Source organism: Thermoproteus thermophilus (assembly GCF_055392855.1).
This window is the reverse complement of record NZ_AP042466.1, coordinates 571,036-595,307: the sequence shown is the minus strand read 5'-3', so window position 1 is coordinate 595,307 and position 24,272 is coordinate 571,036. Positions and strand designations below refer to the sequence as shown.

21 protein-coding genes, 5 tRNA genes and 1 pseudogene are annotated in these 24,272 nt (G+C 58.8%); 17 read left to right on the top strand and 10 right to left on the bottom strand.

Annotated elements, in window-relative coordinates; translation table 11 throughout:
• The first annotated feature begins 64 nt into the window (after positions 1–64).
• A complete protein-coding gene (gene ahcY / locus ACZ5PA_RS03495) occupies positions 65–1,378 on the top strand; it encodes an adenosylhomocysteinase (RefSeq protein ID WP_464930896.1) in 1,314 nt (437 codons plus the stop codon).
• Positions 1,379–1,389: 11 nt separating this feature from the next.
• Here ahcY and ACZ5PA_RS03490 read toward each other — a convergent pair whose 3' ends face one another.
• Positions 1,390–1,755, bottom strand: a complete 366-nt coding sequence (locus ACZ5PA_RS03490; protein ID WP_464930895.1) for a hypothetical protein — start codon at positions 1,753–1,755, stop codon at positions 1,390–1,392.
• A complete protein-coding gene (locus tag ACZ5PA_RS03485; protein ID WP_464930894.1) occupies positions 1,746–2,063 on the bottom strand; it encodes a hypothetical protein in 318 nt (105 codons plus the stop codon). The genes ACZ5PA_RS03490 and ACZ5PA_RS03485 overlap by 10 nt, the downstream gene beginning before the upstream one ends.
• Before the next feature lie 119 nt (positions 2,064–2,182).
• On the opposite strand from ACZ5PA_RS03485, the gene ACZ5PA_RS03480 reads away from it, so the two are divergent.
• Entirely contained in the window at positions 2,183–2,857 is a 675-nt protein-coding gene (locus ACZ5PA_RS03480; protein ID WP_464930893.1) for a B3/B4 domain-containing protein, read from the top strand.
• Here ACZ5PA_RS03480 and ACZ5PA_RS03475 read toward each other — a convergent pair.
• Entirely contained in the window at positions 2,844–4,166 is a 1,323-nt protein-coding gene (locus tag ACZ5PA_RS03475) for a cyclic 2,3-diphosphoglycerate synthase (protein ID WP_464930892.1), read from the bottom strand. The two genes, ACZ5PA_RS03480 and ACZ5PA_RS03475, sit on opposite strands and share 14 nt — an antisense overlap.
• A gap of 63 nt (positions 4,167–4,229) precedes the next feature.
• On the opposite strand from ACZ5PA_RS03475, the gene ACZ5PA_RS03470 reads away from it, so the two are divergent.
• A complete protein-coding gene (locus ACZ5PA_RS03470) occupies positions 4,230–4,829 on the top strand; it encodes a metallophosphoesterase family protein (protein ID WP_464930891.1) in 600 nt (199 codons plus the stop codon).
• Here ACZ5PA_RS03470 and ACZ5PA_RS03465 read toward each other — a convergent pair.
• Positions 4,797–5,240: a hypothetical protein gene (locus ACZ5PA_RS03465; RefSeq protein WP_464930890.1), complete on the bottom strand. Its 444-nt coding sequence runs from the start codon at positions 5,238–5,240 to the stop codon at positions 4,797–4,799. The two genes, ACZ5PA_RS03470 and ACZ5PA_RS03465, sit on opposite strands and share 33 nt — an antisense overlap.
• Before the next feature lie 166 nt (positions 5,241–5,406).
• Between ACZ5PA_RS03465 and ACZ5PA_RS03460 the strand changes: the two genes are divergently transcribed.
• The 7 genes from ACZ5PA_RS03460 to ACZ5PA_RS03430 all read left to right on the top strand — a co-directional run bounded on the left by ACZ5PA_RS03460 (position 5,407) and on the right by ACZ5PA_RS03430 (position 10,951).
• Complete coding sequence (locus ACZ5PA_RS03460; RefSeq protein ID WP_464930889.1) at positions 5,407–7,950, top strand: adenosylcobalamin-dependent ribonucleoside-diphosphate reductase; 2,544 nt, start codon at positions 5,407–5,409, stop codon at positions 7,948–7,950.
• A 31-nt stretch (positions 7,951–7,981) separates the two neighbouring features.
• Complete coding sequence (locus ACZ5PA_RS03455) at positions 7,982–8,464, top strand: hypothetical protein (protein ID WP_464930888.1); 483 nt, start codon at positions 7,982–7,984, stop codon at positions 8,462–8,464.
• A 37-nt stretch (positions 8,465–8,501) separates the two neighbouring features.
• Entirely contained in the window at positions 8,502–8,759 is a 258-nt protein-coding gene (locus ACZ5PA_RS03450; protein ID WP_464931269.1) for a hypothetical protein, read from the top strand.
• A 28-nt stretch (positions 8,760–8,787) separates the two neighbouring features.
• Complete coding sequence (serS, locus tag ACZ5PA_RS03445) at positions 8,788–10,149, top strand: serine--tRNA ligase (protein ID WP_464930887.1); 1,362 nt, start codon at positions 8,788–8,790, stop codon at positions 10,147–10,149.
• A gap of 48 nt (positions 10,150–10,197) precedes the next feature.
• Positions 10,198–10,305 (top strand) — tRNA-Leu (locus tag ACZ5PA_RS03440).
• A 108-nt stretch (positions 10,306–10,413) separates the two neighbouring features.
• Positions 10,414–10,520 (top strand) — tRNA-Ser (locus ACZ5PA_RS03435).
• A 298-nt stretch (positions 10,521–10,818) separates the two neighbouring features.
• A tRNA-OTHER gene (locus ACZ5PA_RS03430) sits at positions 10,819–10,951 on the top strand.
• A gap of 240 nt (positions 10,952–11,191) precedes the next feature.
• Here the strand turns inward: ACZ5PA_RS03430 and ACZ5PA_RS03425 are convergent.
• From ACZ5PA_RS03425 to ACZ5PA_RS03415, 3 genes and pseudogenes are all read right to left on the bottom strand, one after another.
• A tRNA-Gln gene (locus ACZ5PA_RS03425) sits at positions 11,192–11,292 on the bottom strand.
• A gap of 269 nt (positions 11,293–11,561) precedes the next feature.
• Positions 11,562–11,653: transfer RNA gene (locus tag ACZ5PA_RS03420), tRNA-Asn, on the bottom strand.
• Positions 11,654–11,679: 26 nt separating this feature from the next.
• Positions 11,680–12,704: pseudogene (locus ACZ5PA_RS03415) on the bottom strand (zinc-binding dehydrogenase).
• A gap of 132 nt (positions 12,705–12,836) precedes the next feature.
• Here ACZ5PA_RS03415 and ACZ5PA_RS03410 point away from each other — a divergent pair.
• Together ACZ5PA_RS03410 and ACZ5PA_RS03405 are read left to right on the top strand one after the other, a co-directional pair.
• Positions 12,837–13,454 (top strand): cysteine hydrolase family protein, encoded by a 618-nt coding sequence (locus ACZ5PA_RS03410; RefSeq protein ID WP_464930886.1) that lies wholly within the window; start codon positions 12,837–12,839, stop codon positions 13,452–13,454.
• A 95-nt stretch (positions 13,455–13,549) separates the two neighbouring features.
• The gene (locus ACZ5PA_RS03405; protein WP_464930885.1) at positions 13,550–14,506 is read left to right on the top strand and encodes an MBL fold metallo-hydrolase; all 957 of its coding nucleotides are present in this window, start codon (positions 13,550–13,552) and stop codon (positions 14,504–14,506) included.
• Here the strand turns inward: ACZ5PA_RS03405 and ACZ5PA_RS03400 are convergent.
• Complete coding sequence (locus ACZ5PA_RS03400; RefSeq protein ID WP_464930884.1) at positions 14,503–16,329, bottom strand: aldehyde ferredoxin oxidoreductase family protein; 1,827 nt, start codon at positions 16,327–16,329, stop codon at positions 14,503–14,505. The genes ACZ5PA_RS03405 and ACZ5PA_RS03400 overlap by 4 nt on opposite strands.
• 65 nt (positions 16,330–16,394) lie before the next feature.
• Between ACZ5PA_RS03400 and ACZ5PA_RS03395 the strand changes: the two genes are divergently transcribed.
• Genes ACZ5PA_RS03395 through ACZ5PA_RS03385 form a run of 3 tightly spaced genes read left to right on the top strand, consistent with a single transcriptional unit; the run spans position 16,395 to position 19,742 of the window.
• Positions 16,395–17,852 (top strand): glycogen/starch/alpha-glucan phosphorylase, encoded by a 1,458-nt coding sequence (locus ACZ5PA_RS03395; protein ID WP_464930883.1) that lies wholly within the window; start codon positions 16,395–16,397, stop codon positions 17,850–17,852.
• On the top strand, positions 17,852–19,225 hold the full coding sequence (locus tag ACZ5PA_RS03390) for a glycoside hydrolase family 57 protein (protein WP_464930882.1): 1,374 nt from the start codon (positions 17,852–17,854) through the stop codon (positions 19,223–19,225). Before ACZ5PA_RS03395 ends, ACZ5PA_RS03390 begins: the two co-directional genes overlap by 1 nt.
• Before the next feature lie 22 nt (positions 19,226–19,247).
• The gene (locus tag ACZ5PA_RS03385; protein WP_464930881.1) at positions 19,248–19,742 is read left to right on the top strand and encodes a hypothetical protein; all 495 of its coding nucleotides are present in this window, start codon (positions 19,248–19,250) and stop codon (positions 19,740–19,742) included.
• Here the strand turns inward: ACZ5PA_RS03385 and ACZ5PA_RS03380 are convergent.
• Together ACZ5PA_RS03380 and ACZ5PA_RS03375 are read right to left on the bottom strand one after the other, a co-directional pair.
• Positions 19,739–20,158 carry a hemerythrin domain-containing protein gene (locus ACZ5PA_RS03380; protein ID WP_464930880.1) on the bottom strand — a complete coding sequence of 140 codons (420 nt, stop codon included), beginning with the start codon at positions 20,156–20,158 and terminating at the stop codon, positions 19,739–19,741. The two genes, ACZ5PA_RS03385 and ACZ5PA_RS03380, sit on opposite strands and share 4 nt — an antisense overlap.
• Positions 20,146–20,571 carry a bis(5'-nucleosyl)-tetraphosphatase gene (locus tag ACZ5PA_RS03375; RefSeq protein ID WP_464930879.1) on the bottom strand — a complete coding sequence of 142 codons (426 nt, stop codon included), beginning with the start codon at positions 20,569–20,571 and terminating at the stop codon, positions 20,146–20,148. Before ACZ5PA_RS03375 ends, ACZ5PA_RS03380 begins: the two co-directional genes overlap by 13 nt.
• A 36-nt stretch (positions 20,572–20,607) precedes the next feature.
• On the opposite strand from ACZ5PA_RS03375, the gene ACZ5PA_RS03370 reads away from it, so the two are divergent.
• Entirely contained in the window at positions 20,608–21,735 is a 1,128-nt protein-coding gene (locus ACZ5PA_RS03370; protein ID WP_464930878.1) for a SufD family Fe-S cluster assembly protein, read from the top strand.
• Positions 21,736–21,773: 38 nt separating this feature from the next.
• On the top strand, positions 21,774–24,272 hold the full coding sequence (locus ACZ5PA_RS03365; protein ID WP_464930877.1) for a WD40 repeat domain-containing protein: 2,499 nt from the start codon (positions 21,774–21,776) through the stop codon (positions 24,270–24,272).

Genomic DNA, 24,272 nt, shown 5'->3' with positions numbered 1-24,272 from the left:
ATACGACGGACGGGCTGAGATCCCCAACGCGATAAGGCTTTAATATAGCGGCGCTCCTTGCGCCATGCCCGAATCGCGCGTCAAGGACCTTTCTTTGGCGAGCCGAGGCGAGGAACAACTCTATTGGGCTGAGAGGAACATGCCGGTGTTGATGGAGATAAGGAGGAGGTTCGAGAAGGAGAGGCCCTTGTCGGGCCAAGTTGTCGCGGCATGTCTACACGTGACGAAGGAGACGGGCGTCTTGGTGCGGACCCTCGCGGCGGGCGGGGCGCAAGTCGTCCTCATACCCTCGAATCCCCTCTCGACTCAAGACGAGGTAGCTGCCGCGTTGGCCCAAGAAGGGATCCACGTCTACGCGTGGCGCGGCATGAGCGAACGGGAATACTACAACGCGATAGGCTTCGCCTTGTCCTTCAACCCCACGATCACCCTCGACGACGGGGCTGACTTGACGGCGACTATACACAAGATAGGACACGGCGTAAAGGACCAGACCGTGGAGTACGTTTACGAGACGGCGGGCTCCATCGAAGGGGGGAGGCTTATATCGGGCCTTAGAGGCGGCACCGAGGAGACCACAACTGGCGTGATTAGGCTGAGGGCCCTCCACAAGGAGGGCAAGCTCCTATATCCCATAATAGCCGTCAACGAGTCCTACACGAAGTACCTCTTCGACAACCGCTACGGCACGGGGCAGTCCACCTGGGACGGCATAATGAGGGCCACCAACGCGCTCATAGCGGGCAAGGTGGTGGTCGTGGCCGGCTACGGCTGGGTCGGTAGAGGCATAGCGGCTAGGGCCAAGGGCTTGGGCGCCAGGAGGGTGATAGTTACTGAGGTTAACCCCATAAGGGCCCTCGAGGCGGTCTTCGACGGCTTTGAGGTCATGCCCATGTCGGAGGCGGCCGAAATAGGCGATATATTCATCACGGCGACCGGCGATGTACGCGTGGTGAACCTCGGCCATATCCTCAAGATGAAGGACGGGGCCATCTTAGCCAACGCGGGGCACTTCAACGTGGAGATAGACGTTGAGGGCCTCGAGAGGATCGCCAAGACCAAGAGGAGGATAAGGCCGTATTTGGACGAGTACGAGTTGCCCAACGGCAAACGCGTCTACTTAATAGGAGAGGGGAGGCTCGTCAACCTAGTAGCGGCTGAGGGCCACCCATCGGAGGTCATGGACATGTCGTTCGCCAACCAAGCACTCGCCGTCGAGTACTTGGTCAAGAACAAGCTGGCAGTGGGCGTGTACAAACTGCCGGATCAACTAGACGAGGAGGTGGCTAGGTTGAAGCTCATCGCCATGGGCGTGAGGATAGACGAGCTGACCGAGGAGCAGAGAAGATATATATCCAGCTGGGAATTAGGGACCTAAATGAGCGGACCTCAGAGCTGATCGTTGACGAGACTGACCTGCTGCGAACACCTCCTTAAGATCTCCTTGTAAAAAGCGCTGAGGCGCCTCACCTCTCTGATCCTCGCTCTGAGAACGACGAGATCCGAGGGCGACACGCCGCCGGAGCGCAACTCCGCGTAGAGGCCTCTGAGCTTGCCCAGCTCCGCCTTGTAGAGTTCCAACAAGGATCTAGCCTTGCGGCACTCTAGCTCCTCGAGCTTGTCGTCATCGACCCTTACGCCGAGGATCCTCTCCACGGCTCGACCCCCCTCGTCGTGGAGCAAGCTCATCACCCTCTCGACGTCTATGCCGCCGAGCCATTTGCCGTACTTGGCTATTATCAGCTCTAGCTCCATGGAGCAGCCTTAGCGAGGATGGACCTTCCGACGTATTCCTCCTCCACAACCTCCGCCCTCTCGTCGACCGGCTCGAAGACCTCCTCCGCTTCCTCTATTTGATCATCGGCCAGCTCTACGTCATCGACGAGCGCGTATCTGCTCCTGTGCTCCGCCCTAGCCACGGGCACGTTGGCGAGCCTCGCGGCCTCCTTAGCGGCGTCCAAACCGGACTCTAAATATATCAAGGCTATTGCCTTGATCCTCTCTATTGGCGACAACTCCGCGAGTTTGTTCAGCCGAGCCGCGATCCTGAGCTTCGCCTCCACGGATCCTCGGAGGGGCTCTAATATAAGCGGAATGTTTAAAGAATTGGAGCGGGGTTGACGAAAAGTGATGAATACGTCGAGAGGCCTCGGTGGCCGGCTATCGCCGCACTGATAAAAATATGGCCGAAATCGAACTCGTGGAGATCAAGAACTTAGTCTCAGACATGGGCGTCAGAATAGCGTACCGAGTAGTTACTGGGATAAACAACAAGGATAGGCCCAAAGAGGTGGACGAGCTCATCAGATCGGTCGAGGAGGAGGTCCGTCGCAAATACAAACTTGAGGAGTTGAAAGAGAACCCCATCATAAGGATATACAGGGACTTCTACTGGAGGATGGGTATAGATCCCACTAAACAACGCCCAGCCCAAGAGGCTTTATTGCGCAGAGTCCTCAGAGGGGAGGACTTGCCGAGGATAAACCCGGCCGTGGATATCGGCAATGCGGCCTCGATGAAGTACCTAGTCCCCGTGGGGCTCTACGACGTGGACAAGATAGGCGGCGGCGTGCTCGAGCTGAGGTGGTCCAAGGGAGAGCTCTTCCAGCCCATAGGGGGGAGGCCGTTCGCGGTCAACGGACAGATAGTCTTGGCCAAGGGCGACACTATAATCCACGTATACCCCTATAGGGACAGCGAGCTCACTAAAGTCGACGAGGGGACGAAGAACGTGTTGATAGTGGTGGCCGGTCTGAGGGGCCTAAACGACGAAATCTTGGTGGAATGCGCTGAGTTCATATCTTCTGCCTACGATAAAATACTAGGGGGGAGATCGGGCGAGGTCAAGCTCGCCTAACTCTCTCTAAGAACATATCGACGATCTCCTTAATGGAGGGGCCTTCTATTATCTTCAACTCCCACTTGACTCTCGCTACTGGCTTCGTTATCCTTATGGCCTCCTCTATCCTCGCGGGCGTGCCCACGATCACCACGTCCACATCGGCCTCGGCTATGGTCCTCTCTAAGTCCCTCTTCTGCTCGTCGGTGTATCCCAGACTGGGCAACACGGGCCCTATGTGGCTATATCTGGCGTAGAGCTCTTTTATAGCCCCCACCGCATACGGCCTGGGATCGACGACTTGTGCGCCGTATTTACGCGCCGCGATGTAGCCCGCCCCGTAGGGAAGGCCTCCGTGGGTGACCGTCGGCGCGTCCTCTATCACGAGAGCTCTTTTGCCCTTCACGGACTCGGGCTTGTCGATTACCACTTCTAGATCGGCCTTAGCCACAAGGGCCTTGGGGTTGTTACGCCTCACGTTGCTCTCGACCGCCTTCACCTTGTCGGGCTCGGCATCGCTGACCTTAGTTATTATCACGACGTCGGCTATCCTCAAGTTGACCTCGCCCGGGAAGGACCCCACCTCGTGGCCGGGCCTCCTCGCGTCGGTCACTACAATCGTGAAGTCTGGCCTGAAGAACGGGAAGTCGTTGTTGCCTCCATCCCATAACACCACATCGCCGAGCTCTTCGGCCCTCCTTAAGACCTTTCCGTAATCCACGCCGGCCAATACGGGCACCCCCATATCGACGTACTGCTCGTACTCCTCTCTTTCCTCAAAGGTTATCTTGGCCAAATCCTCCTTGCTCGTATACACCTCAACAGCGCTGGCGGCCAGATCCCTGTAAGGCATGGGATGCCTCACGACGGCCACTTTAAGCCCTCTGGCAGATAGCTCTCTGACGAGAGCTCTGCTGACCGTCGATTTGCCGGCCCCCGTCCTGGTGGCCAAGACCGCCAAGACGGGCCTTATGGAGTTGAGGTACGTGTCGTTGGGCCCCATCACGCGGAAGGAGGCCCCGGCGCTCAAGGCCGAGGAGATTATGTGCCCCACGTCTTCGTAGAGCAGATCGCTGTAGGCCAACACCACCTCGTCGACGCGTAACTTCCTTATGAGCTCAGACAACTCGCCGTAGTCCTTCCAAGCGTATATAGGGATCCCGTCCGGGTAGAGATCGCCGGCGAGCTCCGGCGGATATCGTCGGTTGGGTATGGGTATTTGAGTCATTAGGAAGGCCACTACTCTGTACTCCTCGTTGTTTCTGAAGAATGTGTTGAACACGTGGAAGTCCCTGCCGGCCGCCCCTATTATCGCAACTCTTCGCATATTATATAGACTACAAGAGTTTATATAGATTCCAATGTTATAAACGGCGAACGACGCGCTTGAGTGTTGGTGTTGTCGGATATACACATAGGCTCTCCGAGATCCCGCATAGACGAGCTCAGGAGATGTCTCGCAGGCGTGGAGGCCGACGTGTTGGCCATAGCCGGCGATCTATTCGACGACGAGCACAGACGCGTGGGCAAAGAGGAGGCGGCAAGCCTCTTTAAGAGGTTGTTAAAGGTATTAGGCGCTAGGCCCAAGCTCCTGATAGCCTCTTTGAGCTCCTCGTCACATGACCCCTTGTTAGGCCATTTCGCAGAAGTCGTGGAAGGCGTCGAGGTCCTCGCGTGCAACTGCCCTATAAGCTTCACGTACAGGGGGGAGAAGATCGTAATAGCCCACGGCGATGTGGCTATCGGCGACGGCTTTTTGGCATACCTCCTAGATAGGCTTAAGCCGGGCGCCGTGGGGAGGCTGGCCAGGAGGAAGCTGGGGCTGCCTAGCGATACGTGGCTCATATATGGCCACAGCCATGTGCCGTATCTGGATACGCGCGAGCGGTTGTTGAACCCTGGAGCTTGGAAGGTGTACGGAGTCAGGAGGATCAGAGGGATGGTCTACGAGATGCCCTCAGCCAAGCCTTTCTGCGAGCCAAGCCCTTAGTGAGTCTAAAGCCTCGGGGAGCGGGCCCAGCTTATCCGCGCGCCCTTCCTTGCGCTCGAGGGCCAAGCAACGCCTCCAGTCGAGGACGTATCTCCTATTCGCTTGGGCCTCTTTTCTTATGTTTTCGGCGCTCGGCTCTTCGGGATCCAGCACGACGCCATGCCCCGCGTAGGCCAACGCGTAGGAGTACTTTAAATAAACGGGCGCTCCCCTAGCCCTGGCCAAGGCCTTGGCTAAGGTGGCGGCTCTACAAGTGGGCAAATTAAGCACTTGAACCGCATATCCCCACTTGGCTATCGCCAAGGCGAGGCCTAGCCACCTCTCGGCCTCGCTCGGCGGAGGGGGGATCAAGGTCACGTATTTAGCCCCGTTCCTCACGACTATGTCTAAAAGCCCGTACTCGATGTCCACGAAGGTTTAGATAGGGTTTATGAAAGTGATGAAATTGGTCTTGCCGGAGAGGTGACGAGGGGAACGAATTCTGATGCCTGAGATACAGGATGGCGTAAAAGTTTCATTCAACTGTACTGCAAACATTTTAAATACTAGAAGTTATATATGAGGATCGAGGGATGTCATGGCCGTTAAGGTCATCAAGACGTCCGGCGCCCGGGAGGACTTCTCAGAGGAGAAGCTACGCGCATCGTTGGCCAAGGCAGCGGGCGAGGTAGGCGTGAGCGTAAACGGGGAGGTCAAGATAAGGCCCGAGCGCGATCTAACATCGGCGGAGCTGTCGGATTTGGTAGAGCTGGAGCTCTTGCGTTTAGCCATAGACAAGCCCGAGATGGCCGAGGTGGCCAAGTCGCACCTCCTCGGCAAGATATACAAGGAGGCCTTCGGCAAGGACTTCTTGAAGGACAAATCGGGGTATCGCGAGAGGGCGGTCTCGAGGTTCAAGTCGTTGGCCGAGGCGGGCTTGCTCAAGCCCGAGTCCTACCAGCTCTTGGCCGAGTTCGAGCCCAGAGCCGACTTCGACAAGTCGTTGAGCTACAACGCGCTTAGGCTTTTCACCAACGGCAACTACGCCCTACGCGATAGCTCCTTCAAGCTGGCGGAGACTCCCTCGATGGCGGCTTGGCGCGTGGCCACCGCCGTGGCCAGGGACGCGGAGCGGGCGAAGCTGTACTACGACTACATTACCCAGTTGAGGATAGTCCCCGCCTCGCCTTTCTGGTTCAACGCCTGGACCAAGAAGGAGATGTTCGCCTCCTGCTTCACCTTGGAGGTGGAGGACTGCCTCTCCTCCTTGACCCACCCCGGGCGTTATTGCATATACGACGCGTTGGCCTACTCGGGCATAATACAACAACTGGGAGGAGGGGTGGGCTACGACTTCTCTCTGCTGAGGCCCGAGGGCGACGTGGTGAGGGGCAGCGTTGGCGTGGCCTCTGGCCCAGTGAGCTTCATGAAGCTCTTCGACGCCAACGTCGAGGTGATAAAACAAGGCGGGAAGCGCAGAGGCGCCCAGATGGGCACTCTACACGTCTGGCACCCAGACATACGCAAATTCGTCAAGGCCAAGACCGGCGAGCTCAAGGACGCGCACCTCCAGAACTTCAACATCTCGGTCTTCGTGGAGGACTCCTTCATGGAGAAGGCCTTGGGGATCGACCCGGATCCAAAGTACGAGCTGATAAACCCGAGGATATTCGCCGAGAGGACGGGCTCGAGGCCCGTGGAGCTCGTGGACGTCCACAAGGAGGGCGGGATACCCAAGGAGGCCGTGTGGGGCGCGGCGGACGCGAGGGAGCTCTTCGCGGAGATAGCCCGCGGCGCTTGGGACTCGGGCGATCCGGGCCTCGTGTTCAAGTCCAACTTGAACGCCTCGAACCCGTTGTTGGGGGCTGAGCTGGAGGTCTCCGGCTATAGGTTCAAGTACGTGTGGCGCTCCGTCAACCCCTGCGCCGAGACTGTGCAGAACCCCTTCGAGGTGTGCAACTTGACCCACATCAACCTGGCTAAATTCGTTAAGGACGGTTGTAATAACAAAGATAAGCTGTCTTGTATAGACTGGGAAGGGCTGGCGCAGGCGGCGAGGGTTGGCACCCGCTTCCTAGACGACGCCTTGGAGAGGAGCAGGACGGGCATAGGCGTAGTGGACGAGATGAACCTAGCGACTAGGAAGAACGGGCTGGGGATCATGGGCTTCGCCGAGCTCCTCATAAAGCTGGGCGTGCCCTACGCCTCTTGGGAGGCCGTGGAGCTGATAAACCGTATAATGGGCTGGATATACGTCAACGCGTTGGAGGAGTCGGCCGAGCTGGCCAGAGAGAGGGGCCCCTTCAAGTTCTTCGAGAAGTCCATATACGCGAAGGGGGAGATACCCGTCTTGAAGTACCAGGACTTCGTGTGGTCCCGCTGGGAGCGCATAAAGCGGGCGTACCCGCGCGAGCTCCAAGAGGCGGGCGACCGCCTGCGCGAAATCACCATGCGCACTAGGGAGTGGCTGAGGCCGCATCTCGAGGAGCTGAAGGAGAAGGTGAAGGGAGGCGTGAGGAACTCGGTGGTATTATCAATTGCGCCGACTGGCAGGACGAGCATATTGGCGGGCACCACCAGCGGGATAGAGCCCGTGTTCGCCTTGGCCTTCTTGCGCAACGTGACCGTGGGCACCCTCGTGGAGTACTACGAGCCGGGCATAGAGCTCTTGAAGGCGCGCGGGCTGTGGACGCCCGAGGTGAGGAAGGCCGTGGAGGAGACGGGCATGCTCAGGAACGCCCCGGTGCCCGAGGAGGTCAAACGCCTCTTGGCCACTGCCATGGAGATAGGCTGGCTTTGGCACCTGCTCATGCAGGCGTCCGCCCAACAGTGGGTGGACCAAGGCATATCCAAGACCATAAACATGCCGGCCAACGCGCCTGAGGAGGACGTCTACTGGGCCTTCGCCCTCGCTTGGGCCCTGGGCGTTAAGGGGATAACGGTGTACCGCGATAAGTCCAAGTCGGTGCAAGTCATATACACGGGCTTGAAGGAGCAACCGAAGGTCAAGTTGGCCGAGACGAAGATAGTGGTGAGGCCCATATCGCTCGAGACGGCCATAGACGAAGCCGCCGAGGAGGTCAAGCTGAAGGCGTTGGAGGAGGGCAAGGATCCCTACTGCAAGACCGGCGAATGTAGCTGAAGGCTTCAAATACGACCGCGCCCAGTCTTTCATGTTCGATATAATCGTAAAGGCCGTCAGAGTGGGCCTAATGGCGCTCCTCGCCTCGGTGTTGTACTCGGTGTTTTATTTATGGTTTTATGGAATATTTGATGTTAGAATTATATTAATTGGTATATATACAATGACATTAATATCTATTATCCCATATATATTCATTAATATAATTTATAATATCAAGAACAGACACGACGGCAGGTGGGTGATATACGTGGCTTTGTCCATATCGCTGTTCCTCACGGTGGCCATGGCCTTCGCGAGGCTGTTGTCCCTGGACGGCTACATATCGCCGATATCCGTCCCGCAGCTGCGCTACGACGGAACTCTGGCCTTGTCCTTGGCCTTGTTGGGCCTCGCGACGTTGCTTTATTTGGGCTCGGTGGTGCCCGACGCCGAGAAGATAGCGGGCAAATTCCTCTTGGCCTTGAGGGAGCGGCGCCCCGACGACGAGGGGTACGAGATAGAGATAGTTTAGGTTTTTAATCGACAGCGATTATGGACCAGTGGACTACATGGAGCTAGTGAGGTATCTCGAGTCGCAGGAGCTCTACAAGCTAGTGGAGGTAGTGAAGTACCAACACGGCAGACGCTATATATTCAAGACGTCTATCAGAGACGGAGAGATGTATATACATCTAGTCTTCTATAAAGATAAAGCGTATTTAGAGCTATGGCCGCAGAGCTTCGCCATACCTCTAGCCGTCTACGACCTCGGAGAACACGTCGTGTTTACGCCGTTGGCTATAATCAACATACTCCGCAAGACGTAGCTTATAAGGTGGCCCTTAACGTTGTCTTATGTCCTGGAGCGTCCTGGAAGCCCTCAGGAACAACCCGTCCTTAGTCAAGAGGACTCTGGAAGCGCGCCGCATGGACGCGTCGTTGGTTGATAAGTTCTTGGAAGTGGACGCCAAGTGGAGGGAGCTCAAGAGGGAGATCGACGAGCTCAGACACCAACACAACTTGTTGTCCAAGGAGGCCTCCAAGGCGGGGCCCGAGGAGAGGAAAGCGTTAGTGGAGAAGGCGCGGGAGTTGATCGAGAAGTTGAAGGGGCTGGAGGAGCGGCTCAAAGAAGCCGAGGCGGAGCGCGAGCGCCTCTTGTTCTCGTTCCCTAACTTGGTCCACGAGAGCGTCCCCGTATGCCCCGAGGGCGTCGACGCAGTCCCCGTGAGGTATTGGGGGACCATAAAAGTGGCGCGGGAGGATCTCGAGAAAGTGCTCAAGATGGACCCCCGGCCCAATTACGAGGTCGTTGAAAGGCCCCCGGTCGGCCACGCCGATGAGGCCGAGAACGTCTTGAAGATGGCGGACACGCTAAAGGCGGGCGAGGTGGCGGGGAGCCGTTTCTACTACCTATTCGACGACTTAGTGTGGCTGGACTTCGCGTTGGCTATGTACGCCATGGATTTCCTCACGCAGAAGGGGTTTAGGCTAATGGTGCCGCCCTACATGCTGAAGTACGACATAATACGGCGCGTGATAGACCTAGATACCTTCAAGGACGCGATATACAAGATCGAGAACGAGGACCTCTACCTAATAGCCACCGCCGAGCACGGCATAGCGGCTTATCTGTACGGCCGCGATCTGCTCGAGGAGGATCTGCCCCAGCTCTACGTCGGGTGGTCTCCTTGTTTCAGGAGGGAGGCCGGGGCCGGCAACAGGGACATAAAGGGCATTTTCAGAGTCCACGTATTCCACAAAGTGGAGCAGTTCGTGTTCTCCCTGCCCGAGGACTCGTGGAAATGGCATGAGGAAATTACGAAGAATACCGAGGAGCTCATCAAGGGGCTGGGATTGCCCTATAGGGTCGTCAATATCTGCGCGCACGACTTGGGCGCGCCCGCGGCTAAGAAATACGACGTAGAGGTTTGGTATCCTGCACAGGGTATGTACAGGGAGTTAGCCAGCTGTTCCAACGTGACGGATTGGCAGTCCTTTAGGCTGGGGATTAGAGTGACTAGGAAGGGCATGAGGAGGGAGTTCGTCCATACGCTCAACTGCACCGGCTTGGCGACCACTAGGACGATCACCGCAATACTAGAAAATTTCCAGAAAGAGGACGGAGCGGTCGAGGTCCCCAAGGTCTTGAGGAAATACCTAGAGCCGATACCTCTAGCTCCTAAAGACTACATATTGCCGAAGGGCGCCAAGCGGTAGCGCCGACGGCGAAAAAAGCTTAAAAATACGGTGAGTAATTCCAGATAGGCGGGGGTGCCCGAGCTAGGTCAAAGGGGCAGGGCTCAAGACCCTGTGGCGTAGGCCTGCGTGGGAGGGAGTAGAACCCCACGAATTCAAATCCCACCCCCCGCACCATTTCCTAGCCTTTAACACAAAGGCGGATACTAGTCGAGATAGACCGCGGCGTGCACGACCAGCAACAACGTGGGGAAAAAGTTAAATACGCACGGCACGGCTGAAACGGCCGGGGTGGCCGAGCGGCCCAAGGCGCGGGCCTGGAGAGTCCGTCCCCGCGAGGGGGCGTGGGAGGGAGTAGAACCCCACGAATTCAAATCCCACCCCCGGCGCCACGGGCTTAATTATAGCGTGCGTAACGCCATCAGTTGGTTTAGCCCAAAGGTCTTTAAAACGCTCTAGGGAGGTTGCGACTTCCCCCATCGGCAAAGCCGTCGAGGCGCCGCGCGGCTCGGCCGGCTTAGAATCGCCGTCGCGTACGGCATAATAGGCGTCTATGCATACATCCCCTCGTCTCGGCTTTACCGGCTCCGTCGCTACGGGTAAACCGCGGCGGCCATGTCGTCGGCGATTTGGATCGAAAGGCCTGTTTATTCGGAGAAAAAGATTTAAGGCGATTTATTGAGCCGAACAGGGCCGGTAGTCTAGCGGAAGGATGCCCAGGCGCCCCGGGCCCGATAGGGCCTAGGGGCCGCAGATGCTTGGCGAGGCGCCCGCGGCAACCGCAGAGCGCGGGAGATCCCGGGTTCGAATCCCGGCCGGTCCACCTTTCCTCTATTCACCGCCCCGCAGTCGTCAGCGCGGCCTCTCGACTATAAGACCGCGCCCTGCCCTCCTCGGCGGGCGACGTGGCCGCCTGCGCGGGGCAGTACTCAAGCCGATGGGACGGAGGCCTCCTGCGCTCGGCTACCGGCTCCGATTCCGAAAGGCGATGCCTCAGCCGCTCAGCCAACAACGACGTTTAATCGCGGGAGGCCAGCACTTAGGCCGAGGATTGGGAGAAGGGTAGCCCGGCCGGGATTCGAACCCGGGCCACGGGGTCCAAAGCCCCGCATCCCTAGCCGGGCCGCCATCGCCGTGGCCCGTTGGCCGCTAGACGACCGGGCTCGGCAGAATCCAAATTGGCGTTTTATAAGGTTTTCCGCCGACCTAACAAGCCGCCATAGCAGAACGCTCGGACGCCGTAGGCGCCCGCCCTTGCTCGTAGAACCGCCCAACTAATGGAGCGATTCACAACGTCTGTGCGCCACGACGGCGAGTCTGAACTCGACAGCTAGCACGGGCCTATGCGACAGATGCGGGCGGCAGCGAACGGGGCTGGCTCGAAAAACGCAACAAAGCGAGCAATAGCACGTCACAGTCCGACAGATCAACAACGCCGCCGCCGGGATTTGAACCCGGGACCTACGGGTTAACAGCATCAGCCCCCTGCGGGGACCGCCGCTATACCGGGCTTAGCTACGGCGGCGACTATGAGAACATAGAAGCTCTTTATTAGTCTTTCGCCGGGTTCACGACCACTCTACCCACCGCCTCGCCCCTTCTGAGCCGCTCTATGCCCTTGTTTATATCCTCCAAGCCGATCACGCTGTCGACCACCACCCTTATCTTGCCCTCGGCCACTAGCCTCACGGCCTCCACGAGCTCCTCCAAAGTGTTGCCCACAGACGCCGTTATCACGGCCTCTTTGACTACTAGATCTAGCGGGTTTACCTCTAGCTTATCCTTCCAGTACCCGATGAAGACGAGCCTCCCCCTTTCGCCAACATCTTCAGCGAGTTCTCCATGGTCTCCGCGGTCCCCATGAGCTCGTACACGACGTCTGCGCCCCTACCGCCCGTTATCTCCATGATGCGCTTCACTACGTCCTCCTCCTTGGCGTTTACGACGTAATCGGCGCCGAGCTCCTTGGCCACTTTCAATTTGGCCGGGCTTCTGCCCACCGCTATGACCTCGGCGCCTATGAGCTTGTTGTACTGTATTAAGGCGAAGCCCACCGCGCCGACACCGTACACGACAACGCGCTCGCCCACGCTGGGAGACGCCCTCTTGGTAGCGTGTATGGCCGTGGTGACGCTACAGCCTATAGGGGCCGCCTGCTCGAAGGATATGTTGTCGGGCAGCCTCACTAAGTTCCTCTCGGGGACTTTCACGTATTCGGCGAAGCCCCCGTCTGTGATAAAGCCGTACTCGGCCTTGGGCGATTCGCAGAGGTTCTCCTCGCCTCTTAGGCAGAACCTACATCGGCCGCACCCGACGTAGTAATACACGATCACTCTATCCCCGGGCTTAACCGTTGTTACGCCGGGTCCCACATCCTCAACGACGCCGGCTATTTCGTGGCCTAACGTGATCGGCCACACCCCTAGGTTGAGGATGCCGTCTATGAAGTGCAACTCGGTGTGGCAAATCCCGGCGGCTTTTACCTTAACCAACGCCTCCCCAGGCCCCGGCACAGGCTTGGGGACCTCCTCGATCACGAGCGGTCTCCCAGGGCCGTACAATCTCGCCGCCCTCATAAGCCCATTATAGCTAATTTATTAAAACTTTATGGAATTGCGCCTCCGCCTCAGCGCGCGTCGAGAGGAGTCCTGCGCCCCTCCTCCCAACTTGCGCGGACTGTTTATATAGCAACGAGGTCAAGGAGTTGCGTGATCCCCTCCGTCGTGTCGGTCCCCAGAATACCAATAGTGGACAAAGTCGGCTTGCCTGCGAAGAAGTCGGCAGTTGTCGTGGTGGATATGCAGAACGACTTCGCCCACCCTGACGGCAAGCTCTACGGGCCGGCGGCGCGGGAGATAATACCGCGTATAGCCTCCCTTTTGGAGAAGGCCAGACGCGCCGGCGTGAGGGTTGTGTACACGCAAGACACTCACTATCCCGACGACCCTGTGGAGTTCCCCATATGGGGCCCGCACGTAGTGAAGGGGAGTTGGGGCTGGCAGATAGTGGACGAGCTCAAGCCCAAGGAGGGCGATATAGTCATCGAGAAGATGCGCTACGACGCCTTCTTCGGCACGCCTCTGGACCACGTCCTCAGGATGTACGGCGTGCAGCACCTCGTGGTGACGGGGACCGTGGCTAATATATGCGTCCTCCACACTGTGGCCAGCGCTAAGCTTAGGCTCTACGACGTGGTCGTGCCCGTGGACGCGATAGCGGCCCTCAACGAGTTCGACTACGCCGCGGCCCTCAGACAGATGGACTTCCTCTACAAGGCGACGCTCACGACGGTAGACGGCGTGGTGTTCGATCAGCCTGTGGCATAACCGGCCACCTCGGCCCAAAGGGACAGCTCATCATATCTCTCGCGGGGATCCACGACGACCTCCGCGCGTTTTTTAAAAACAGCTTCTTTTTTGAAGTGCGCGTTTACTTCGATAACGGCGTCGTGGTGGAGGGGAGGGGCTTCAGGATCTTGGTCGACCCCTTCAAGCCCTTCGACGAATCGAAATACGACGTAGTCCTCGTCACGCACGGCCACAGCGACCACGTGACGAGGCATTTGAGGAGAGCCCGCGTCGTCTTGACCAAGGAGACCCTCCAAGTAGTAGCGTTGAGATACGGCGTGAGGCCCAGGCGCTACCACGTGGTGAGGCCCGGCGATAGGCTAGACCTCGGCGGGTTTTACCTACACGTCCTCAACGCAGGCCACGTCCCCGGCAGTGTGATGTACGTCCTCGAGACGCGGGAGGGCACCGTGGGTCTAACCGGCGACTTTAACCCAGAGGGCAGTAACGTGGTCGAGGGCGCAGACGTGGTCGAGGCGGACGTCCTCGTCATGGAGGCCACCTACGGCTCGCGCCATTACGTCTTCCCCCCTCGCGAGCGTTTATACGAGCAGATAGCTGCCCTGGCGGAGGACGGCAAGACGCCCGTGGCCATAAGGGCCGGCCCCCTGGGCAAGGGCCAAGAGCTCGTTAGGCTTTTGCCGAGCCGCAAGCTATATCTGGAGCCCAGAGTGGCGGCCTTGAACAGAGCCCTCGGATTCCCCGGCGGGAGAGAGCTAGTGCGCGGGGCCTCGTTAAGCCCCGGCGAGGTCCTAGTGCTCGGTCTCACGTCCCGGCCCCCTCCCGGCTTCTTGCTAGTAGAGCTGAGCGGTCGCTACGTCGTGGAGAAGCCCGCGGGCGTAGCGGGGATACCCCTTAGCAACCACGCGGATTTCCCCTCGCTTCTGGAAACGGCGTTGAGGAGCCGGGCCAAGAGGATCTACACAGTGTACGGCCACGCCGAAGAGCTCGCCAAGTGGCTCAACAAGCTGGGCCTAAAGGCCTCGAGGATACCCCCCAAGGGCCAGACCGAATTGACCCAGTGGTTTTAGTCCTCGAGCTCCACGAACTTCTCGAGCACGGGTATCGCGTACTCTAGGCCGAGGCGCCTCAACGTGCTCCTCCTCGGGATTCCGTTCTCGTCCCAGCCCCTCAAGTCGTAGTAGTGGCTCAACATCTCGTGGTATTTCCCGTAATCCAGATGCGCGCCCTTCAACGGCCCCTTGGTCAAGGGCTTCTTGAACCACTTCGGCGGAGGCACGTCCAGCTCCCTGCTCCACCAGCCGTATTCCCTAATCCAGAAGGCCCTTATGAGCGCGTAGATCCGGTCCCCCGCCTCGTTGAAGTACTCGGGAGTCGCGTCGATTCCCGTCGCGGCCTTGAAGAGCTTGGGGTACCAGTCCAAGGGGAGGCTTATTTCCACCCAGGGGAGGCGGCAGCCGACGAACGCCTCGAACCAGCCTCCTCTTATCCTCTGTAGCTCTATCACCTTGGCGGCCTTCTCCCTCGTGTAGCCGAAACGGTCCGTCCTCACCTCCCACGCTATCACCCAAGCGTCTTTGTGATGGGGACCTATAGGCGACGTCGCGTAGGCTAGGGCCATCGCGGGCGCCGCGTGGCAGTCATAAGCCGAGACTTCAAGGCCTTTGACTTGAACCGCCAGCTCCTCGGCCTTGAGCCTCCTAGAGGCCCTCATAGCGCCCTCGGCCAAGAGATCGCCGAAACCTCTCCTATAGGCTATGTCGAGCGCGAGGTCTCTGGCCGCCTTGTAGTCGCCCCACTCTATCTTGAACCCGTGGTCCTTGGTGAGGCCCTTCTCGGACGCCTCCATGGCGAAGCCCAAGGTGTTGCCGAGCGAGATCGTGTCCATGCCCATCAGATCTGCTATGCGGTTCAGCTCGGCCACCTTGGCTAGATCGCCTATCCCCAAGTTCGATCCCAGAAGGGCTATGTTCTCGTAGTCCACCTCGGCGGTGCCGCCCTCGGCGGGGACCCAGTGGCCGCACGGCATAAAGCACAACGGGCAAGACTTCAAGTCGACCTCCATTTTCTCCACCATAGCGCCACCTATCTTGTCGAACTCGTCGAATTGCCCCTCGGAGAAGTTATAGGTCGGGAGCACGCTGGCCTCTTGGGCCCACTCCACTGTGGACGTGGTGCCTTGCCTCATCCAGAAGTTATACCCGGGCGAGCTCCTCCCTTGTTGGACGGCCTCGAGCCCGATCTTGTTTATGGACTTATCGGCCACCGGTATCTCGCCGCCGCCCTTGACCACTATTGCCTTCAAGTTCTTGGAGCCCATCACGGCCCCCATGCCGGGCCTCCCGCCCGCTCTGCCCTTCTGGGCGACGATGACCGCGTATTTGACTAAGTTCTCGCCGGCAGGCCCTATGGAGATAACCCCGGCGTCTCTACCGTGTATTCTCTGTAGTTTATCCTCGGTAGCCCAAGTATTAAGCCCCCAGAGGTCCGAGGCGTCTAGGAACTGCACCCCCTTGCTATCTATATAGAGATATGTAGGCCTCGGCGCCTTGCCCTCGACCACTATCGCGTCGTAGCCGGCCCGCCTCATATTGACGCCGGCCCAAGCCCCTATGTTGCCGTCGCCGTAGCCCCCGGTTATCGGGGACTTGGCTGCGACGACGAGCTTGCCCATATTGACGTTGGTGAGGCCCGTGAGGGGGCCCGCGGCGAATATCAGTTTGTTGTGAGGAGATAGCGGATCGACGCCGGGGGGCAGCTCATCCCACAGAATCTTGATGGCCAACCCCCTGCCGCCTATGAAGTCCTTGGCGATCGGCGCGTCGAGCTCTTGCACGACGTATTTCCCTCTGGTCAAGTCCACCCTTAGAATCCTCCCTTGCCATCCCGCCATTAAGATACCACCAGCTATAGCTATTAAAACATGAACTTTATAAGACGGCCCCGTCAAGGCGCTTCGTGATCGTGTCGGTGACGCCCGAGATAGCGCTAGACGGTAGCCGCAACTATGCGGGCGGCCTCGGGGTGTTGGAGGCCGATAAGTTCTACGCAGCCGCGCGCCTGGGAGTGCCCTACACTGTCATAACCCTCTTCTACGACAAGGGCTACGTCAGCTACAAGGACGAAAACAGCCAGCTCGTGGCCGAGGAGGAGCCTCAAACCGACTTCCTCAGGTCGCTTAGGCCGATTGGGACGTGTTGGATAGAGGTCGGAGGCGAGGACGTGGAGCTGGGGCTTTACGAGTACAAGCTCAACACCGCAGCTGTTATATTCATCAAACCCCTTAGGCCTATCTGGGCCGTGAGGGCCACAGAGCGGCTATACGTCGAGGCGACCGATCTGGATCGCTTCAGGAAATACGTGATATTGGCCAAGGCCGCGGTCCGCTACGTAGAGAAGCACATAGGGTGGGATAAGGTCAAGTACTTCGACTTACAAGAGGCGTACACGGCATTTGTGCCTCTGGTGAGGCCGGGCGCGAACTACAGGTTAGTCATCCACACGCCGGCGCCTTGGGGTCATCCCGCGTTCCCCAACCGCTTCTTCAGGCAGGAGTTCGGCTACGAGTTCGCCATGAACCCCGTGGTGCTCACGGAGCTGGGCCTCGCCTTGAGCAAGGAAGGCATAGTCGTGTCCAAGAAGATGTTGGACTTCGCCCGGACGACCTTCCCCCACCACGCGGCCAAAATAAGAGCTGTGACAAACGCTGTGGAGATACCGCGGTGGAGGCATCCGGCTTTAGCCGATGTCAAGAGCCCCGAGGACCTCAAAACGGCGAGGGCCGAGGCGAAGGCCGAGGCCCTGAAGGCGCTCGGCGTTAAGACAGACAAGCCGGTCGTCGTGTGGGCGAGGCGCCTCACTAGATACAAGCGGCCCCACTTCATGGTCCAGCTAATTGAGGAGTTGAACTCGGACCTTTTCTTCATACTAGGAGGCCGGGCCCACCCCAACGACGACTTCGGCGTTAAGATAATGGCCGAGTTCAAGAGGCTGGCATCGACACGGCCCAACGTCGTGTACGTGCCGGACCTATACGTCGAGAAGGCCCGCTACATCATATGGGCGGCCGACGTTTTCACTTTTACGCCTTTCTCGGGCTGGGAGGCCTCCGGCACTTCGTTCATGAAAGCCGGCGTTAACGGAATACCGCCCGTGGCGTCGAGAGATGGCGCGGTGGTTGAGGTAGTGAGGGACGGGTTCAACGGCTGGTTGTTCGGCGAGGATCGGAGGAGGCTCCTGCCGCCCGACACGGCCGAGATAGACGGCAAGGAGTACGAGGAGTTCAAGCGCAAAGTCGAGGAGGCCTTGGACGCATTAGCAAACGGCAGTTATTGGCAAATAGCCTTCAACGCCTACAAGACGTTCGGCGAATACTACTCCATGGGGAGGCTGTTCAAGGAATACGGGTATTTGTAATGGACGTCGTCTTCTTCTTCGAAGTACATCAGCCGTATAGGCTGAGGCCCGATCTACACAGAGTCTTCCCCAAGACGCCCTCCCTCGAGGAGCTGTTCTACGCAGAGCTGGACGCCCAGATATTCTCCAGAGTCGCCGATCGCGTCTACAAGAAGGCCACTAGGATAATCCTCGAGGCGGCCAAGGAGGTGGGGTTCAAGGCCACTTTCAGCGTCAGCGGGCTCGCCCTCGAGCAACTCCGGAGACATGCGCCGGACGTGTTGGAGCTGTTCCGCGAGTTGGCGTCCAAGGGCTTCGAGTTCGCGGCTCAGACGTACTACCACAGCCTGGCTTGGCTAGTCGACGAGCGCGAGTTCGAGGAGCAGATAAGGCTTCAGACGAAAGCCGTGGAGGAGCTCGTGGGCTATAGGCCCACGGCCGCCGAGAACACGGAGTTCATCTACAACAACGACATAGCGTGCAAGCTGGGCGACATGGGCTTTAAGGCCGTGGTCACCGAGGGGGTGGACTGGGTGCTCGGCTGGCGCTCGCCCAACTACGTCTACAAGGCGTGGGGTTGCGACGTGAGGGTGTTGACCAGGAACTACCGCCTCAGCGACGACATAGGCTTCCGTTTCGGAGCGCGTTGGTGGGACCAATGGCCCTTGACCGCGGACAAATACGCCTCATGGCTCGAGGCCGTTCCGGGCGACTTAGTCCTAATAGCCGTGGACTACGAGACGTTCGGCGAACACCATTGGCCCGAGACCGGCATATACGACTTCTTGAGGTGGCTCCCCAAGGAGATCGCCAAGAGGCCCCGACTCCGCTTCGCCACCGTGTCGGAGGCTGCCGCTGGGCACGCGCCGAGAGACGTCTACGACGTCCCTCCATGGGCCACCATCAGTTGGGCCGACGAGCGCGACCTCTCGGCGTGGCTGGGCAACGAGCTACAACGGAACGCCTTCGCCGCGCTTAAGTGGCTCTACCCATACGCCAAGGCTCTGGGCGGCGACGCGCTCAAGCTCTGGCGGCTTTTGTCCACCAGCGACCACTTCTACTACCAAGCGACCAAGGCGGGGCCCGCCGGCGAGGTGCACTCCTACTTCTCCCCCTACGGCTCCGCGTATAAGGCACACGACATATACATGGAGGCGCTCGCGGTCTTGCTCACGCGTATAAGAGAGGCGTGGAGCAGAGAAGCGGCCAAGAGGCTGGCGCTCGACGACGAGAGGTGCTTCTACGGCGAAGGGATCAAATTGTGCTCGCTCAAGGATTTGAGGTCGGTCGACTCCGCGTTCAGGGAAAGGCATAGAGGGGACTTCCGCAAATGGCTGATGGACGTGTTCCTGCTCAGCGCCGAGGAGGCCGAGGAGGTCTTGAGCAAATTATAAATTGAGCCGCCAGCAATACGGCGTGAGGCCCGCGGTGTTTCTGGCCTATCTAGACGACGCGACGCGGACCATGATAACGACCAAGTTGAGGGCTTTGGGCATCAAGCCCGAGAGCATCATGGACGACGAAAAGGCATTCTTCTCGGCGCTTCAGAAGGCTTTAGGGAGGCATAACTTGGATATGTTGATCAAGATCGTGGAATCCCTCAACGGCGTCGTGGAGAGGGCCAGAGAAGCCCTCGGCGATCCGGCCCAGTTCATAACAACGGCGGCCGGGGTGCCCGACGAGGTTATAGCGAAGCTGGGAGGCGGCGACACGCTCCAGGCAAACAGAGGGCTCGGCTGCCCCGAGGCCTTAGCCAAGGCATCTGCCTTAGCCAAGGCGCTCCTCAAGTACATACCAGAGGAGGGCGCCAGGTTGGCCGAGCTCGAGGGCAAACTATGGGAGATCATGACTCAGGAGTGCACGGTCCTCTCCGCCTTAGCGCGCCAAGTCTTCAGCGTCGAGGAGGCCTAGAGCTTGCGCGGGTCGAGCCCCGTGATTTTGATGTATTCCTCGATGCCGAAGTCCTCTATTACGTCCATGGCCACCGGCAACTGGCGGCCCACCTTGGGGAACACCTCGAGCTCCTCGTGGTCGTTGTGGTAGACGACCACGGAGACGTACCTCTCGAAACGGCGCCTGTCCCTCTCCCTCAATAGATTATCGCCGAACGATTGTATCAGCTTGTGGTCCGCCGCGAACGGGTGGATCTCCCTCTCGGGGAATAATGGAAACACGTAGAGGTCCTCGGCCCTCGCGTGGACGTCTACTATGAAGTGGTGGAGCCGCGAGAACTCGTCCCAGAACACGTCGTCCGGTAGTTTGTACATGAGGGAGAACCTGACCTTGAACACGGCGTGCTCGAACTTCAGAAGAGTTATGAGGTCCATGCATCTCCCCTTTCCTTTAAATACATGTGCGCCTTGGCTAAAACCCTCCTCGAGTTCTCGAAGGTCACCCTCGCGAGGGCTTGCCCGAAGGGGAGCCAGGCGAAACCCTTGTGCTCCCAGGAGATCTTGACGTCCTTGCTCGACGCCCGCGCCAAGAAGTAGACCACCCTCTTCTTGACCCTGCGCCCTTGCTTGAAGTAGAAATACTCCACCTCTTCGCGGAAGCCGGGTATCATCTCCACGTCGAGCCCCGTCTCTTCCTTTACCTCCCTCAATGCCGTCTGCTCGGGCATCTCCCCGAGCTCCACGTTGCCCTTAGGGAAATCCCAATGGCCGCCCGGGTACAACAACAAGAGGTACTCCACGTCGCCTTGTCCCTTGTAGAAGACCACGGCTCCGGCCGATATCTCCACGTCCTCCTCTTTTTATTAATAGAAATCGTTTATGCCGTGAGGCTAGAGGAGCTGAGGGCGAAAGCCAAGGAGCTTGAGGCGAAGCTCCCGTTCCAGGAAATGGCCGATTCGCCCGGCGTCAAGCATTACATAGACTGGGGTAAGTACGAGGGCTACGCCGAGCTCGCCCCCTCCTTGACCGGAGCGGCGGGGCCTTGCGAGGTCTTGGTGCTCAACGGCAGATTGGCCGGAGCTGGGCCTTGCGGCGGCGTCGAGGCGAACTCCTCGGACGACGCGCCGCTGAGGCTCGTGCAGATGGACAACAAGATGAGCGCCATGATAGCCGCCAGGCTTCCCGAGGTCGTGCGCGTGAGGCTCAGCGGCGTGCCGGAAGCCCCGGTTTTGGTCAGAATATCGGCTAGGGGCGAGGGCGCCTTCGCGGCCGCGTACTTAGTCCTCGAGGTAGCCGACGGCTTCGCGGGGGACGTCGCGGTGATAGTCGAGAGCGAGGGCGACGTGTTGAACGCAGCGCTTATAGAGGGATTTATAGGGAGGGGCGCGACGGTCGACCTATCGCTTGCCTCGATATCGGGAGGAGGCCCCCACTACATATCCGCTAGGTTCGCCGTCGGCGACAACGCGGCCATCTCGGCGAGGCCCCTTGCAACATACGGCTCAATGAACAGCTTAATGGAGGAATACCTCGTGGAGGGCGTCAAGTCGTCGGTGGAGGCCATAGGCCTTGAGTTCGGGTCCGGCAGATCGAGGATACACCACTACGTCTCGGTCGTCAACGACGGCGAGTACGGCAAGGGTAAGATAAAGCTCATGGCCGTGTCCAAGGACGAGGCGTGGGTAGTGCAGAGAGCTCTGGGCAGGATAACTAAACGGGGCAAGTGGAGCGAGAGCGTGGCGGAGGGGGTGACGTATATAGCGTCGAGGAGCGCTGTCGCCATAACGCAGCCTATACTTTACATAGACACAGGCGACGTAGAGGGCGCAAGGCACGCCGCGGCCGACGCGTCTCTGGACGAGGAGAGGGCCTTCTACCTCAGATCCAGGGGATTCTCTGAGGATGAGTTGAGCGAGTTGATAGCTCTGAGTTTGATCGATCAATACGTGTCGTCGTTGCCCGAAGGGCTTCTGAAACCCCTTTCTCCCTATATCGAACGGCTCATAAGTTAACGTAAAATATATATCTTGAATTAAGCGAAAAGGGAATTATGAGAATCTCGTTAATGGCGCTCATCATCTTGTTAGGCCTCGTCTTAGCCCATGCCTATATCCTAGGCACCGAGAGCCTAGACGTCGTGTACCAAGCCACGCAAGGCGGCGTTAACATAATCGCGGAGGACGGAGGCACGATATGGAGCAACCCAGCGCATTACCCCCTCATAGCCACCAACGCCTATGGCGGCTGCCTCGCAGTGGCCGATAGGCCGTATATATACCAAGTTTTCTTTAACGCATCACAAGCCGGAGCCCAGCGCGCCGCATTTACTTTGCCCAACATAACCGTGGTGTTGGGCAAGTACTCCATAGTCTCCCTCTTCACGCCCTACGGGTATATGGAGTGGTCCTATGGGCTCAGCAAGGCCAACATAACGGCCGTGGCCACGAATTGCGTCAACGTGGCCGTGGGCACTATCGGCGGCCAAGTCTACATAATCGGCGAGAAGGGCGTCTTGGCCGTATACAACGTCGGCTCGCCGGTGACGTATATGGCGTATAGCAGAGACGGGAACACCCTATACGTCGGCACGTTCAACGGCGGATTTTATCAAATATCGGGCAATTCCTTGAGCTTAATCGCGACCGTTAACGGCGCGATCTTGTACATAGGCATAAACCCGCAAGGACAGCCCTATGTGGTATCTTTCTACAAGGATACGTTGCCTCACGTATACATATGGCCTCTCGGTATCGGCTTAACGCCCGGCGCCATCACCGAGTACGGGACCAACACGCCCGCGGTGGCGGCCGCGGCGAGCCAAGACGGCTCCACGCTGGCCGTGGGCATATACGACGTCCTTTACGTCTACAGAAACGGAGGGCTCTGGTACACGGCGTTCCTCCCATCGGCGCCTACGGCTATTGCAGTCTCCGGCAACGGCTCGATAGTGGCGGTCGGGACTCTGGGAGGCCAAGTATTGGTCTACTGGAACGGGCACAGGGCCGCTGAGTGGAGCGCGGGCGCCCCCGTGACGGGCTTGGCCACGTCTTGGGACGGCTTGACCGTGGCGGTCGAGACGTGGACCGCCGTGAAGTTCCAGAGGTTGGCCGTAGGCGTTGTGAAGATAGTGGACCCGGCGGCCACTATAGAGATATCGGGCCCCGAGCCGTGTCTGAACGAGACCATAGACGTAACGTCCGGCGGGACCACTTTCACGTACAGTGTGGCGGGCACGACGCAAGTGCTCCTGCCGGTGGGCCCCGTGTCGATACTGCCCCGGTACAGATACTTGACGGACTACTCGAGGTGCGCGCCGCTGAACAATGTCTCTCTGACAGTCGCCGGGAACTTGCAACAGCCCATAGTTATCTACTACCAGCTACAGTACAAGGTGTCAATAAGCCCTCCCGGCCTCGTGAGCGGGCCCGCCTGGGCTTCCGGCACAGCCGTCTACGCGGCGCAGCCCAACGTCAAGGTCTCGATGTTCGGGGGACCTGCCGGCGCTGGGACTACCGCCGATATGTCGCTCGATCATTGGCTAATCAACAACACGCCGATAAACATACCGACTCCGTCCATAGCGGTTAATATAAACGGGCCCACCACGATAGCCGCGGTGTATAAGATCAGCGCTCCGCAAGTGGTCCAAGTGAACTCGACGGCCCGTTGGTTTTTGAAATACCTCACAGTGTACGACCAATACGGCAACCCCATAGCGTCGGGCCCCTCGCCTCGCGTGTCAGCGTATCCTATCACCACGACAGCGTACTACGTATTGCAGTACTTAGTGACGACGAAATGGCCCGCCTCAGTCAACGGCACGCAGTCGATTTGGGTGGATCAAGGAGGATATGTCGACTTCACGGCGCCTAGGATATACTATTTCAACAACGGCACGCGCTTGTACTTCAAGGGGTGGTCCAACGGCGAGGTGGGCAACTTCACGGCGCAGGTCCTCGGGCCTATGTCCGTGGATCCCGTATACTCGGTCCAGTATCTCGTGACGGTGAAGCCGCCCGGCACCGTGAACGGGCAGGGCTCTGCTTGGCTGGACAAGGGATCCACGGCGACGTTGAGCATAAACCCGGTGCTCAACTCCTCCGGCTCTGTCAGAACGGCCTTCGCCGCTTGGGTCATAAACAGCAAGGCGGGCCCGACATCGCCCACGGCCCAGATAACCGTGGAGTATCCTATGAACGTGACCTACTCCACCAAGACCCAATACTTGGTCGAGTTCCAGAGCAAGTACGGAACGCCGGCGGTGACGCAGACTTGGGCCGACGCGGGATCAGCCATGACCGTCGTAGTGACTCCCAGCCAAGTGTGGTCCCCGCCGCCGCTCCTCTACGAGTTCAAGGGCTGGCGGACCCCGGGCGGTCAAGTATTCGAATCGCCCACCGTCGTGATCGTGTCGCCCGGCGTCTACACGGCTGTGTGGAGCTTGAACATAATACCGTTGGTGGTCATAGGCGCTGCGGCCGGAGGCGGGGCCGGCGCGTTCTTCATAATACGCCGCCGTAGATTAGCCGGGATAGAGGCCGGCGAGTAG